Raw genomic sequence first — 14181 nt, 5'->3', positions numbered from 1 at the left:
ACGCTGCAGCAGCAACTTCAGCCATCAATCCCCATCATTTAAATCGAAAGCTTATTGATCTCAGCCAAAATTCGCTGATCCTGACTGCTGGCTTTTAATGGCTCCAGCAAAGCAAGAGCCAGCTCGGTTTCCTCTTGCAACAAATACAATTGTGCCAGGCGCAAATCTGCCCAGTCCATATCAGGCAGTGCTGTGAATTCGGCTGTATCCAACTGAGTGCGGTAATGCTGCAAGGCGGCAATGCCTTTATCCAGCTGGGTTTTCCCCACTAAGGCGCTACGCCCCAACTGATACCAGGCCGTCAACACCTGCGTTACGGCCGTCTTATCGTCTGGATCGATACTAAGCTGAGTCGCCTGCTCAAACTCGGCTATGGCCTGTTCATGCGCATCCTGCTGCTGTTGATAAAAACCGCGCAACACAAAAGGCTCCGGTCGCGCTTGCAACAACTCGGATCCGCCCACCAGGGCTTCAAAGGCCGTCAGATCCTGGTTGGCTACATGCACTTCGAGCTCCAGCAAGTCGCCTTGCAGCGCATCCAACTGCCTGACGCGTTGTGCAATCGATAAGGCTTCTTTTTTATCGCCACCGGCAATGGCAGGGGCCTGAATATGAAACTGAGCCAGCGCCCGCTGGTAGCTGAGATTTTCCGGCTCCAGTGTCGCTGCTGCAGCAAAGGCATCGCGGCAGCGAATGGCAAAGCCCCGTGCTCTTAGCATATTGACGTTTTGTGCCTGATTGCAGCTGCTTTGCCCGTACCAGAATTGATACTCAGCCTGATTGCTATTGAGCTCAGCGGCTCTTTTCAGATGCTTTTCCGCCGCAGCGGTATCGGACAAACCCATAGCAGCCCGCCCCAGCAAATACCAATAGTTGGCATCACGCCGGTACTGGCGCTGAGCTGGCTCCAACAATGCTTGCAGCTGTTGATAGTTCTTTTGCTCCAGTAATGCATTGGCTTGCTCTAAGGGCGAAGCGGCCGCCCAACCATAACCAGCCCAAATAAGTCCTGCAACCACGGCTATTTTTGTTGTCAATCCCATCGCTCTGCTCCTGTCCATTGCCATCGATTGATGGTCCGCTAGCTTTTGAGCAGTGGCATTACAACAAGTTCACGCTTCACACTGTAAAAATATAACTTTCTTTCAAAGTAAGGATGAGGCGGCAATCAGTTCTGTCTGGCCGGGGGACCGAATCGCATAATTAAAGCCTGGCTGCAGGCAAAAACTCCCCCAATCTCCCCTGTTATTGATGGCAATAAAGCCAATCTGAGTATCCGCAATGGCCGCATTCCGCAGTAGCAATTTCTGATGGATGCGCCGGACGGCCTCTTCACAGGCAGCTTGCGGCGTCAGCCCTTGCCGCATTAATTCAACCACCAAAAATGAACCGGTCACCCGGATCACTTCTTCGCCATGCCCTGTGGCTGTAGCGGCCCCGACTTCATTATCCACATAAAGGCCAGCGCCGATAATCGGGGAATCCCCGATTCGACCATGCATCTTATACGCCATACCACTGGTGGTGCAGGCACCGGACAAGTTGCCATGGCTATCCAGCGCCAGCATCCCTATGGTGTCGTGATTTTCAATATTCACCACCGGCCGGTAGTTGCCTTCTTTTAACCACTGCCGCCACTCCCGCTCTGACTGCTCGGTAAGTAAGTTTTCCAGCTTAAAGCCCTGCTCAAGCGCAAACTTCTGCGCCCCTTGACCGACCAACATTACATGGGGCGTTTGCTCCATCACAGCCCGGGCCACGGCAACCGGATGCTTGATTTGTTCTAACGCTGCCACCGAGCCAATGTTGGCCTGGTGATCCATGATGCAGGCATCCAGCGTGACTTTGCCATCCCGATCCGGTCGGCCGCCGTAACCAACACTGCGTTCGGTTGGATCCGCTTCGACCAGCATCACTCCCTGCTGCACGGCATCCAAAGCAGCCCCGCCTTGCTGCAGCAGTTGCCAGGCTACTTCATTGGCCTGCAGCCCAAAATCCCAGGTGCTGATCACCACAGGTTTAACCGCTGCCGATGGCTTGGCGGCAGTGGCTTGCAGCATGCTGTGTGCCGGCCAGCTGCTTGCCAAACCGAGGGCTGAAGCCAGCTTGAAAAAATGTCGCCGGGTCATCATAAGGTTGTCTCTCCTTATCCTGTCAGGATGCTTGTCCGATACATTGCAGTGCCTGAGCCAACAGCTCCGGTTGCAGCCGGTGTTGCTGCAATAAAGCACTGTGGAAATGCCAGTAGGCGGGCTTTAGCGTTTGTTGCAGCTCAGGAAGTAGCTGAAGGGTAAGGCCACCACCAAAGATCCATTGCACCTTGCTGCTTTGCTGCAAACGCTTGAGCTGTTCATAACCGTGCTCAATACCGAGACCTGATTGCCAACGACAGCCATTGGTTAAAATCCGCTCTAACGGGTAGGCTGCCAGCGCCTGCAGCATCACCTCGTGCGGCTGGCCGGCATCAAAAGCCCGATGAAAGGTGCTGCTTAATCGGTAATCGATGCAAAGCTGCATCAACAGATCCATCGCCTTCTGATCAAGGCCGCCATTTTCCGTCAGGCAACCAAACACCACCCCATCGGCGCCCAGGTCTGCGGCCTGGGCAATTTGCTGTGCCATTAATTGCCGCTCCTGCGGTCGATAACAAAAACTACCAGCTCTGGGCCGAATCATCACCCTCAGTTGGGTCCTACCCGTGCAGTACCGCCGAGCTAAAGCGATGGCTTCACCCGTTGGTGTCAAACCACCTGTATCCATAGCGGCACACAACTCTATGCTGCCCACACCGGCTGCACTGGCCAGTTGGATATTCTCAGCCAAAGGCCCCTGGTCGCTGGCCAGACAGAGCTCTAATTGTGCTTGCATGGTTTTACTCAATGATTAATTGCCCCAACCAGCCCCGATAATCCGCGCTGCCTTCAGGCAGATACATACCCAGCCGGATGATGTTTCTACCAGCATAATCTGCCAGCGAGAAGCGCTGCGGTTGCCAGTTGTCTTTGCCGGCCAGCAACTCAAAATACAGACTGCTGCCATCATCCAGCTCTAACCACAACTGCATAGCAGCGCTATCTGCTGGCTGCCAGCTTATGACTGTGAGTTGCTGCTCGCCCGTGAGCGCTAACTGAGTCAGGTACAGCGGGATCCTGACACTACCCTGGCGGGTATCGGCCTGCATCAGCAATGAGCTGCCACCTTGCCAGGCACGCTCAAAATCGTACTGCAGCTTGGCCAAACCTTGTCCTAACACCGCAAATTGCCAACTGGGCAACAGATCTTGCTGTCGGATATCATGCCAGCTGCCCGCCAATGGCTTGCCCTGATCGAAGGCATAATAACCATGGCCGGTATTAAAGCTGGTTTGGAAAGGGACTTGCTGGATCACGGTTCTTGCCGGGATAGAGCGTTGCAGCCCCGGCCAGGCACCGGCCCCGATACTGGCAGCGACATTGAGCTCGTCGCCAGCAAAAAATCGTTGCTCGGTCCGATAAAATTGCTGCACCTGGGTCGGATCCTGACTGAACTGATGAAAAGCGGCCTGGCGTTCATCGCCATCAAAACGGTAGCTAAAATTAACGCCAAACAAAGCCAGCGAGGTCCAGGCTTGCCCGGACTCCGGGTCAAACAATGCCTCTAACCACTGATGGTTACGAAAGGCTGGCTGATCGTTTCGCCCAGGCCAAACATCGGCCCCGGTGAAGATCTGAAAGGGATCGATGCCATGCAGCCTGGCCAGTTGATAACTGCGCTCTGGCTGGCCTTGCTGCCAGAAATAATTGAGAAAGACCGCATCAGCCAATAAGTCTTGTTCAGGCCGCAGGAACTCAGCCAGTGGCTGGTTGTATTCGTTTTGCCAGCGAACAGCGCCGGAGGTCAGCATGGCATCGTACCAATGGATTTCCATCCCCTCAGGCCGGCGCTGCATCAGATACGCCATAAATTGCTGCATCTTCGCAGCGATATGCCGCGCTTCTTGTTCAGGCAAAGCCGATAAGTCCGTTTCTTGATTTATCAACCAACCATCAAAGCCATAAAAGAGAGCCATTGCCAGCAGTTGATCAGCCAATGGAAAACCACCTTGCTCATCCTGCTTAAGCGCTGCAGCCAAGCGTTCAGGCTGCCCTCCCCAGGCGGTGGGAGCAAAAAACACCGAGCCTATCACTTTGACCCCATTCCGATGAGCTACATCCACCCAGGAAGCGGCTGGCAGATTCACCGTGTTATCCGCCGTACCGGCAAACCAATTCAACACATCAATGGAGCTCCAATGCCGGAACAGATAATGATTCATCTTGGTTTGAGGCTGCTCAAACGCCAGGTTATCCATGCCATCCGGGGCTATCAGCACTTGCAGACGTTTGTCCAGGTTAGGCCAGAGCTGACCGGCTGTGGGTGTACCTCGTGCCGCCAAAGGCTCTGTAGATCGGGCATGTTGCTTTACTTGTTCATCCTGCCCGCTCCATTCAAGCGCCTGCTCCAAAGTAAACGACAATGAGCCAGCCCAGGCATAGGAAAATAAACAACTTAAAAACAACCCCAAACACCATCTCATCCCATGCTCTCCTGTAATACGTCGGGAAATTCATACTGCCGCCGGGCCAACCAGATGGCACCTTCCAATGCCGAGGCTGCCGGTACGACCAATTGTTGACGTGTCGTTGTTGCAAGCCAGGGCGTAATGGATTCCGATACGCCGCCGAGCAAACACAAAGGCAAAGCCCCTTGCTGCTGCAAGCGATGGGCAACCTGATCGATAAAGGCCGCTCCCTGTTGCAAAATAGCGATGGCTATCTCATCTTGTCTGCTCGCGGCGGCAAAAACGAGCGGTGCCAAGCGGGCATAGTGCTCCGGAGTCGCCCCCAGAAACTGCTCAGCCAACCGATAGCGACTGCAGCCCAACTGTTGTTGCAACTGCTCAGTCAGTTGGGTAGCTGGCCCAACATGATCAATCGCCAGCAGTACCGCCTTAATGGCTTCCAGTCCCAGGCCAGCACCACTGCAGGTAGCATTGATGGGAAAACCATAGCCGCCAATCAATTGCTCTGGCTGCCCTTGCCGCAGCGCTATGGCGCTAAAGCCGGTGCCGAGAATAATCACGGCACCGTCCTGACCGGCATGAGCGCCCAGGCAAGCTGTGTGCAAATCTGTGGTCAATTGCCACTTAGCAAAAGGCAGCGACCAGCTTTGTGCCTGTTGCCGCAGCTCTGGCAGATGCGCACCAGCCATACCGGCGGCCACATGCAATCTGGCCATATCCGCTGTCGCCATGCCGGCTTGCTGCAGCAGCAGATGAACACCTTGCATAATCTCCTGCTGCACGCGTTGCCTGCCCAAGCCCAAATTCGCAGGGCCCGTTTGCGCTGTTGCCAGCAACTGGCCTGTCGCATCTTCCAACCGCAGACGACAGTGACTGCCACCTGCATCCACTCCAGCAAACAGCTGGCTGAGGCCGCTCATTCATCAGTTCCTTTGCTGCTGGCTGAAAAAAGCCGCCAAATCGGCAATATCCGTATCCGACAACCCTTCAGCCATTGCAGTCATCATCGCAGCCATGCCACCTTGGCGGCTCCCCGCACGATAATCAATCAGCGCCTGCGTTAACTCCGTCACCGACTGCCCTGCCAGCGTCGGATACATGGTTGGCACCGGACTGTTGCCATCGGCGCCGTGGCAGGCACTGCACACCGCAGCTTTTTGTAGGCCAGCCGCGGAATCGCCTGTCGCTTGTGCAGCAAAGCTGCTAAAACCAATCAATAACAACAAGCCAGCAAGGTGACCAAATCCTGTTCTTCGCATCGTTTTCCTCCTTTCGCAGGGCAGCGTTTGCTCTGCCCTGCTAGTTGCTGGTTAGAGTGCCGGGCCAATCAATTCAAAGTTGGCAACCTGCATCAAACTGTCATCACCTTTGTTTTTAGTGATTTCAATCCGGTAATGGCTAAAGTCACGACCATTCAGGAAGGGGAACTCACGTCGCTCAAAGCGCTGCGCAAAAGACTCCCCACTCCAGGTGCCCAATAACTGCCAATCGCTGCCATTGTCGGAGCCCAGCAAACGGAAGTTTTCCGGATCCCGGCTAGGGGCATCGTTGGCACTGGTGACTGCCAGGGTGTGCACAATCACCGACTGTGGCAGCACCAGTTCCACCCAGGCTGGTTCTTCTTCCGAAGGTACACCGGCATTGTCCAACCATTTGCTGTTTGGATTGTTGTCAAATGCCTTAGCACCGGACTCGCCTTCACTGATGCTGGCACGTTCAGTAATACTGGCTCCTCCAGTTAAGCTATGATTCACCGCTTGCCACACCGGACCAATCAGCTCAATTTCGGCCACCTGCATCAAACTGCTGTCGCCTTTGTTCTTGCTGATATCCAGCCGGTAATGGGTGAAACCTAACTGATTGGTCAGCGCAAAGCTTTGGCGCTGAAAACGCTCGTCAAAACTAACTCCGGTCCAATGCCCAAGGCGAACCCAATAATCGCCATCGTGCGAAGCCAGCAAACTAAAGTTTTCCGGATCGCGCTCGGGTGCATCATTGGCACTAGTCAACGCCAGCATGGTAACCGCCTGAGATTCAGCCAGTTGCAACTGGATCCAGGATGGTTCTTCGTCCGAGGGCACAGCCGTATTGTCCAGCCATTTGGTGGTACTATCGCCATCAACGGCATAGATGCCGGCTTCACCTTCACCGATAGCGCCCCGTTCCTCAATCTCTGCAGCATTGAGTGCATGATTTAGCGATGGTTGAGGCGAACCTATCAATTCAATTTCAGCAATTTGCATAAGGCTGCTATCACCTTTGTTTTTGCTGATCTCCAGCCGGTAATTACTAAAAGCCAGCTGATTATTCAAGGAGAACAAGCGGCGTTGAAAGCGATGGTCGAAGGCTTCGCCGGTAAAGCTGGCAAGCTCTAACCAGTTCGCTCCACCATCAGTGGATGCCAACAATCGAAAGTTTTCTGGATCTCGGTCAGGCGCATCGTTTGCACTGGTGATCGCCAGGTAGGACACTGACGCAGCTTCTGCAAAACTTACTTCAACCCAGGATGGATCTTCATCTGTTGGCACGGCAGTATTATCCAACCACTTGGTTTGGACATTTTTATCAAAAGCTTTGTCTGCTGTCTCACTGGCACTGATAGCGCCGCGGGCACTGATGCTGGCAGGCTGTTGCAACTGATGCGGATACACCGGGCCAAAAAGCTCAATTTCGGCCAGTTGCATCAGATTGCTGTCACCACGGTTTTTACTGATCTCCAACCGATAATGCTGATAGGGCAGCGTATTGCTAAAAGCAAAATCCCGCACTTCAAAGCGCTGCTCAAAGCGCTCACCGGCCCAGCTGCCAAGCACCAACCACTGCTCTCCATCCTGCGAGGCCAGTAGCCGAAAGTTTTCCGGATCGCGATCGGGTGCATCATTGGCACTGGTGATCGACAGCACATTGATGGCTACAGGCTCGGCATAACTGAGTTGGAGCCAACCTGGCTCTTCGGCTGACGGCACAGCGGTATTATCCAACCACTTGGTTTGCACATCGCCGTCAAAAGCGCTTAGTTCGTTCTCAGCTTCGCTGATAGCACCGCGGGCGGTGATGGTGGCACCTTGCAAATAGGCTGCTTTGGTGTAAGAGCGAATTGGGCCTGAGCTACCACTGGCTTGAAACAAAGGTAAGTCCAGATCCAGAATATCATCAACCTCAAAGCCCAGCTCAGTCAAAGCGTGATGTTGTGCTAGTGCAGCTGCTAATTGCTGACGTAACAGGATAGCAGCATCCACATCGCCTGCTGCCGCCAGTTGCAGCCACTCAGCAGCTTGTTGCATATGCGCAGCCAAAGTACTGTCTGCCTCAAAGCCAGCAAAGGCAGCATTTAGCAAAGATAATCGTTGCTCCAGTGGCGTAAGCTCAGCCAGTACCGTCGCAGACTCGGCACTATGAAGTGGCTGTTGAAACAGGTTGACCCCAATCAGATCGACTCCGAGAATACGCAATAGCTGGTTAGAAAACTCCAGTTGAGCTGGCTCGAAAGTCGCTAAAGCAGTTATGTTGCGTCCACCTGCCACAGCTTCTGTTAGTAATTGACTGGTAAAATGCGTCAGGGCATTCACCTGAAAAGCAACCGCTGTGCCGGCGTTGCTACCCAGCGGAGCTCGTAACCACAGCAATGTGTGCAGCTGCACAGCCCCCAAATCAGTCGCATCCAGCTCACCACCAGTAGGGGTATCCCCACAAAGTACCGCATCACAAATCATCTGGCTGTTGGCAACAACAGTAGCAGTTAGCCGGTGCATCCCATTGAATGCATAGCCTGGTGCTGTCGTCAAAATCGCGCTGACGCGACCTTGAGTATCAGAAACCAATTGACCACTGACACTGATCTGAGTGCCATTCAATGCCAGCACACCTAATTCGGCACCGGCTAAAGTACCTTTGATAAAATTGCCATCAATAGCGGCCGTTGTAGTTGCCGGCATGGGCACTGCCTGTACATCCGGATCATCACCCGAATCGCAAGCCGTCAAACCAGCCAGTGACACCAGCATAAATATCGCCAATTTCGATTTTTGTTTGTTCTTCATCATGATTCTGCCTTTTATTCTTGTCAGTTAGCGGACACCCTGTTTTTCACAGGCTGCAGGCATTAAAAGTTGTACGTAAAACCAGCATAGTAACGTCGTCCGCTGTAACTGTTGTTCAGCAACCTGGCTTTGGTGTCCTTACCAACACGAGAGATAGACTCAGATCGGGTCAGGTTGATCACCGAAGCTGTCAGCATAAAGTGGTCAGTCAGGCTGTACGATGCATTCAAATCCACCTGATCGTATGGGTCCTGATAAACGTTCAAACCACTGTTTATTCCAAGAACAGTCTGTCCACGCTTGTTATAGGAGGCCCTAAGGCTGTAACGGTCGGTTTCATAAAATGCTGACAGGTTGTATTGGTATTTAGCACTACCAACCAGCGGGGATTCCCCCACTTTTTCCCCCTCGACATTCACATCGGCTTGATTGGTACGGTTGTAGGTGTAATTGGCATACAGGCCAAAGCCACTGGCAAAACTATGCTGCAGAAACACCTCCAAACCTTTCGATTTGGCATTGCTGCCATTGCCAACCGTGCTGTAAGGACTGATGGTGATTTGCCCGGCTTCAACAATCCCCGGCATACCTGCAAAATCGCGGGTGGTTTCAATCACCAAAGGTACGACGAAATTATCAACATCTTTGTAGAACACGGCCATACCAACGGCAGAGCCCTCATCGTAATAATACTCCACCGAAACATCCGCCTGCGTCGACAGATAAGGCTTCAGGTTTTTGTTGCCGCCACTACCGCGAAAGCCTGGCAGCTCATTGAACTCGGCGCGATCTTTGGCCCATTCATCTGAAACAAAGGTAATGCGCTCCTGGCTACCCAGGGCATTGTAGCCAGGCCTTGATATCACCCTGGCTAAAGCCCCTCGCAATACCCAATCGTCGGCCAGGTCCCACACCAGATTAAGGCTGGGTAAAGCATAGGTATCGGTATTCACCTGGGTTATCAAATCCCAGCGCTCGATAAAGCGATCATCACCCGTTACCGGTTCACCGGTTTCATCGTCGGTATGATCCAGGAAATAGGTATATAAATCGGTAGAAGAGCCTGTGGTTTTAGTGCGGACCAGTCGTAAGCCCATATTGCCGCGGAAATCGCTGAACTCGAAGTCACCTTGCAGGTAGGCGGCAGTGATCCGTTCTTCGATATCGTAGACAAAATTGTCTTCAATCCGGGTGTAAGGTACGTAGTTACTCAAAATGATGTCCCGGTACTTGTCCCAGTCAATCACCGGCATCAGATTGGTAATAAAACCACCGGCGATATTGCCCTCTCCTTGAGGTTTAAACACATCTTTTGCCAACGGCATGCCACCGTTCCACTGATAGCTGTCAAAGACAGTGATGCCCCGACCACTGGCCAGTGCCGCTTCGATATCAAAATCTGGCGCTAAGAAAAAGTTATTACCTGTTTCGCGGTGCAGCTCTGCATCACGTAATTTGGCCCCAGTCCGCACAGTATGAAAAATACCCCAATCGACATCCACATCAATATCAAACTGTGCATAACGCTCTTGCAAAGTGCTGCGCACAAAGCTGGAACTCGAAGAACCAGGATCACGACCACCGCCCATGCCAGCCAACAGATTGTTTAAGGTATTCGGATCCATGTACATCGAAACCTTGTCGCCTAATGACCAGCCAGCAAACTGGGCAGCATTGATGATACTGTCTTCACCCTCACCCCAGTTTGAACTTTTGTATGCAGCCTCCCAACTTTCCGTCGGCCCTCCTTTCGCCTTCGTTTGGCCGGCTACGGCTCTGAAGGTAAAGCGATCGCCCTGATAACTAAAGTTAAAATCGAAGGTATCGGAGGTAGATTTCTCCCGAACATAGGTACCACGCATCCAGGGAAACTGCATGTCATTTTCGATACCGCCAGCCCCGGCGCTGTAATCCATACCGGTAATAATAGTGCCGGAAGCATCCACAGTGACGCCGGTAAGAAAGTTCGGGTTGAGTGACCATTCCGGAATATCGACTACCGATAGGGTATGATCCTGCCCCAGCCGAAAACCAAAATAGTTAAAACCAAGCTCAATGCGCTCAGAAGGGCGCCACTGCCCGGTCAGTTGCAGACCATCCCGCTCTCTGCTTTCTTTCGTAACAGCAGTTCGAACCACTTGTGGAAACCAATAGCCCTGATAACGGTTACCATCAGCATCATTGATTGGCCCCCAGCGATTGGTATTATTGACCGCATTGCCATCCACATCGACAGCGCCATCGGCACCATTCCAACGCCAGATATTGCTGCTGGTACCACCAGATAGAGTCCGGTTGGTACGGTGTTGCCTGGTAAATCCAACCAAAAGACCTAAAGACTCAGCGTCATTCTTCCAGGAGTAGACACCGGTAAACTGGGGTTCATGCTTATCGGTTACATCGGCGTAGGTCGACTCTAGATTTACAATGCCGGTACCAGAGGGCATCGCTAATGGCTTATGGCTGTGCAGCAATACGGTGCCACCAACACCACCCGCATCTAAACGGGCCTCTGGGGATTTAAACACTTCAACCCGCTGAATCATCGCCGATGGCAGCAAGGTATAATCAAACGATCGGGATGGCTCACCCGGAGAGGAGGCAATAAAATTACCATTTAGCTGGGTGAACGTTAAGTCCGACGACAAACCGCGAATACTGACAGTAGCTCCCTCACCGCCACTTCTTTGTATAACTACACCAGGCACCCGCTGCAGCGAATCCGCTACGTTCTTATCAGGAAACTTGCCGATGTCCTCTGCTGTAATCACATCCACCACCGCACTGGAATAGCGCTTTAGCAGCATGTTTTCGGCCATGCTGGCACGAATACCGCGAACCTGGATTACTTCAACTTCATCGTCTTCCGATTGCGTGGCTGCCGAGACTTCAGCCGCCTGGGCAGAAAGTGTGAGACTAGCGCCATACATTAAAATCATAGCGACATGATAGGCCAGTTTGTTTTTACGACCGACAAAGCCGGACTGTTTTACCCTCGTCTTGTTGCACATAATTTGCTCTCATTTTGGTTTTATTATCAAGTTCTGAGCAAGAGTTTCTCTAACTGCCTAAACGCAGCCCGAACCCTGTTGTGATAGTGTGAGCGGAGCTTCGCGCAAGGAAGCTCCTAAAGCGACGCCGACAGGCGCTTTATGACTTGAGTTTCAGCATACGCAGCACCTCATCAGATGGGCCTTCGAAGGTTTGCATCGGCCGGTTGCCAATATAGCCAATATCGGCCATGCCTTCGGTAGTGGTGTAGTAGGCGGTTGCAGTTAAATCCCGTACTTTGGTAAAGAAACGAGCGCCATACCGGTGTTCGGGTTTGGCTTTGGGTATATAGCAAATGTCATCGCAGATGGCTTCGCGCTGCTGGTTGCTCAGTTGACGAAAACCTTGACCAAAGCGTCGCTGCGATTCGGCGTTCAGCCAAACAATGCCGCCTCGCACTAAGACCAGATCACGCTCTTGCTGTGGGTAAGGCGCACTAACCCACTCATTGATAAAATCCTGGGCTCCCAAGCTGCTGGCAGCCGGTGATTTGTCATCGGCAGGAATAATCATATCTGCCAGCGCCGCCAGCTCGTCGAGCTCTTGCCGGGTCAGTTTTAAAGCCCAGTGGATCTGCGGGTTCAACAAGTCCGGATCGGTTGGGCTAAAGATGATCTCTGCCCCTTTGGTTTTTGCCTGGACAGCAGCTGAATTGGCTGCGAAACCAAGCAAAGGGGCTGAAGCAGCAGCGGCGCCCAATAACTTTAAAGTTTTGCGACGGTGTAAATTGGTGGTTGCCTCACTCATGTTAAATAGCCCTCTGCTTAAACTGTTCAACAATGTAATCGCTGGTACGCCAGGCCAGCGCCATAATGGTCAAGGTTGGATTTTTATCGGCTTTGGCCGGGAAAGGAGCGCCATCGGCCACAAACAGATTGGGCACATCCCAACTTTGACAGAATTGATTTAACACCGAGCTATTGCGATGGGCGCCCATAATAGTGCCGCCAATCTCATGAATGATGGAGCCACCATTGCTAATGGCATTGCGGCCATCGGTATGAAGGGTACTAGTGACTTTGCCGCCCATGTTTTCAATGATTTCAGCAAAGGTTTTATGCATATGCGCCACCATATTGGCTTCATGATCGGACCACTTCCAGTGGAACTTCAACACCGGGATCCCCCACTGGTCCACCCGCTCCGGGTCAATCTCACAAAAGCTGTCTTCATTCGGAATCATGGCGCCCCGGCCAGCAAAATGCACAAAGGTGCCGTAATAGCGACGGCAAGAATCTTTAAAGCCCGCGCCATAAGCCCCATCGGTTAGAGACTCCAGACCGCCAAAAACACCGGCCCCAGGCATGGTACGGCCACCACTCATTTCAATGTGATAGCCCTTGGCAAAATTCAGCTTGCCCGCTTTTTGCTCTTTGTACAGCCACCAGGGTTGATACAAATGGTGGCCTGAAGAGCCGTCCTCGTTCATGGGCGGCAAGCCCTCCAATGCCGGGATTTGGCCGGTAACACCACCGCCCACAGAATCCATCAGGTATTTGCCAACCAACCCTGAGCTGTTGGCAATACCATCCGGGAAAAGAGTGCTGCGTGAGTTTAAGAAAATGCGAGCCGTCTCTGCGGCACTGGCGGCCACCACCACAGCCCGAGCTTTGACTTTGCGCTCCTCGCGACTGGTTTTATCAATGTAAATCACGCCATCCGCTTTCCCCGCTGCATTGAGCGTCACTTCACGAACCATAGCGTTGGGGATAATATCCAGATTGCCAGTAGCAAGCGCTGGCGGGATCAAGACCGTGGTCGATTGGAATGCCGCTTTAATGGAGCAGCCCCGGCCACAATGGGTGGCCCAAAAGCAGGCCGCCCGGGACTGCATCGAGTCTGCGGTCACCTTTTGCCCTAAAGGGTTATTTGGAAAAAGTTTTTTTGGTAATACCCGATGATCCTGGCGCTCGGTTAAAATCGCCAGATGGCCGGGGATCACCGGAATATTCATCTCATTGCAGGCTTTTTTTGCCAACAGCTCGTACGCTCTGGGCTTTGGCGGGGGTTGCAAGATCCCAGGAGGTGAGTCCGGGATATTTTCCAGCTGATGACCGGTATCACCATAGACACCGATCAGCATCTCAGTTTTGTCGTAGTAAGGCGCTATATCCTCGTAACTGACCGGCCAGTCAAAGCCCAGACCGTCGCGGCTGTATGGCTTAAAGTCGTAAGGGCCATTTCGAAGTGAAATCCGCCCCCAATGATTGGTCCGACCGCCCATCATGCGGGCCCGCCACCAGCTAAACTGCCGCTTTGGATCCGAGCTGGCTTGGCTGTATGGCTCACCCGGTACCTGCCAGCCCCCATCCACGGTAGCATTGTAAAAACCAAAGGGCCGGTCTGGTGTGCCGGCATCACGCAGTGGCGCATCTTTCGGCCAGTTAAACATCGGGGTTTCTTTCACTGGATCATAGCTACGGCCTGCTTCCAGCATCAGTACTTTTAAACCGGCTATCGTCAGCACATAGGCCGACATCCCCCCCCCGGCACCAGAGCCAACGACGATCACGTCGTACTCCTTACCCTCGTTATCGGTCATTGCCATCT

10 protein-coding genes are annotated in these 14181 nt (G+C 52.9%); all 10 read right to left on the bottom strand.

The features are described 5' to 3' along the window. Positions 1–38 precede the first annotated feature (38 nt). Positions 39–1043 (bottom strand): hypothetical protein, encoded by a 1005-nt coding sequence (locus ABC502_RS06285; RefSeq protein ID WP_345915263.1) that lies wholly within the window; start codon positions 1041–1043, stop codon positions 39–41. Positions 1044–1145: 102 nt separating this feature from the next. After that, positions 1146–2132, bottom strand: a complete 987-nt coding sequence (locus ABC502_RS06280; RefSeq protein ID WP_345915262.1) for a N(4)-(beta-N-acetylglucosaminyl)-L-asparaginase — start codon at positions 2130–2132, stop codon at positions 1146–1148. Positions 2133–2154: 22 nt separating this feature from the next. Then, positions 2155–2868: a copper homeostasis protein CutC gene (locus tag ABC502_RS06275; protein WP_345915261.1), complete on the bottom strand. Its 714-nt coding sequence runs from the start codon at positions 2866–2868 to the stop codon at positions 2155–2157. Between the two features lie 4 nt (positions 2869–2872). Beyond that, the gene (locus ABC502_RS06270) at positions 2873–4555 is read right to left on the bottom strand and encodes a glycoside hydrolase (protein ID WP_345915260.1); all 1683 of its coding nucleotides are present in this window, start codon (positions 4553–4555) and stop codon (positions 2873–2875) included. Then, a complete protein-coding gene (locus ABC502_RS06265) occupies positions 4552–5460 on the bottom strand; it encodes a BadF/BadG/BcrA/BcrD ATPase family protein (protein WP_345915259.1) in 909 nt (302 codons plus the stop codon). Before ABC502_RS06265 ends, ABC502_RS06270 begins: the two co-directional genes overlap by 4 nt. A gap of 3 nt (positions 5461–5463) precedes the next feature. Next, positions 5464–5799: a cytochrome c gene (locus tag ABC502_RS06260; protein WP_345915258.1), complete on the bottom strand. Its 336-nt coding sequence runs from the start codon at positions 5797–5799 to the stop codon at positions 5464–5466. Between the two features lie 51 nt (positions 5800–5850). Further along, positions 5851–8583 carry a discoidin domain-containing protein gene (locus tag ABC502_RS06255; RefSeq protein WP_345915257.1) on the bottom strand — a complete coding sequence of 911 codons (2733 nt, stop codon included), beginning with the start codon at positions 8581–8583 and terminating at the stop codon, positions 5851–5853. Positions 8584–8642: 59 nt separating this feature from the next. Then, a complete protein-coding gene (locus ABC502_RS06250) occupies positions 8643–11591 on the bottom strand; it encodes a TonB-dependent receptor (protein ID WP_345915256.1) in 2949 nt (982 codons plus the stop codon). Positions 11592–11730: 139 nt separating this feature from the next. Continuing rightward, a complete protein-coding gene (locus ABC502_RS06245; protein WP_345915255.1) occupies positions 11731–12378 on the bottom strand; it encodes a gluconate 2-dehydrogenase subunit 3 family protein in 648 nt (215 codons plus the stop codon). Position 12379: 1 nt separating this feature from the next. After that, positions 12380–14179 carry a GMC family oxidoreductase gene (locus ABC502_RS06240; RefSeq protein ID WP_345915254.1) on the bottom strand — a complete coding sequence of 600 codons (1800 nt, stop codon included), beginning with the start codon at positions 14177–14179 and terminating at the stop codon, positions 12380–12382. Between the last annotated feature and the right edge of the window lie 2 nt (positions 14180–14181).

Source organism: Alkalimonas sp. NCh-2, assembly GCF_039631345.1.
Taxonomy (GTDB): domain Bacteria; phylum Pseudomonadota; class Gammaproteobacteria; order Enterobacterales; family Alteromonadaceae; genus Alkalimonas; species Alkalimonas mucilaginosa.
This window is presented reverse-complemented; position numbering and strand designations above follow the sequence as displayed.

What these genes read in the sequence shown, in the direction of transcription:
- ABC502_RS06285 (WP_345915263.1), bottom strand. Translation starts at nt 1,043, where the DNA reads ATGGGATTGACAACAAAAATAGCCGTGGTTGCAGGACTTATTTGGGCT.
- ABC502_RS06280 (WP_345915262.1), bottom strand. Translation starts at nt 2,132, where the DNA reads ATGATGACCCGGCGACATTTTTTCAAGCTGGCTTCAGCCCTCGGTTTG.
- ABC502_RS06275 (WP_345915261.1), bottom strand. Translation starts at nt 2,868, where the DNA reads ATGCAAGCACAATTAGAGCTCTGTCTGGCCAGCGACCAGGGGCCTTTG.
- ABC502_RS06270 (WP_345915260.1), bottom strand. Translation starts at nt 4,555, where the DNA reads ATGAGATGGTGTTTGGGGTTGTTTTTAAGTTGTTTATTTTCCTATGCC.
- ABC502_RS06265 (WP_345915259.1), bottom strand. Translation starts at nt 5,460, where the DNA reads ATGAGCGGCCTCAGCCAGCTGTTTGCTGGAGTGGATGCAGGTGGCAGT.
- ABC502_RS06260 (WP_345915258.1), bottom strand. Translation starts at nt 5,799, where the DNA reads ATGCGAAGAACAGGATTTGGTCACCTTGCTGGCTTGTTGTTATTGATT.
- ABC502_RS06255 (WP_345915257.1), bottom strand. Translation starts at nt 8,583, where the DNA reads ATGATGAAGAACAAACAAAAATCGAAATTGGCGATATTTATGCTGGTG.
- ABC502_RS06250 (WP_345915256.1), bottom strand. Translation starts at nt 11,591, where the DNA reads ATGTGCAACAAGACGAGGGTAAAACAGTCCGGCTTTGTCGGTCGTAAA.
- ABC502_RS06245 (WP_345915255.1), bottom strand. Translation starts at nt 12,378, where the DNA reads ATGAGTGAGGCAACCACCAATTTACACCGTCGCAAAACTTTAAAGTTA.
- ABC502_RS06240 (WP_345915254.1), bottom strand. Translation starts at nt 14,179, where the DNA reads ATGGCAATGACCGATAACGAGGGTAAGGAGTACGACGTGATCGTCGTT.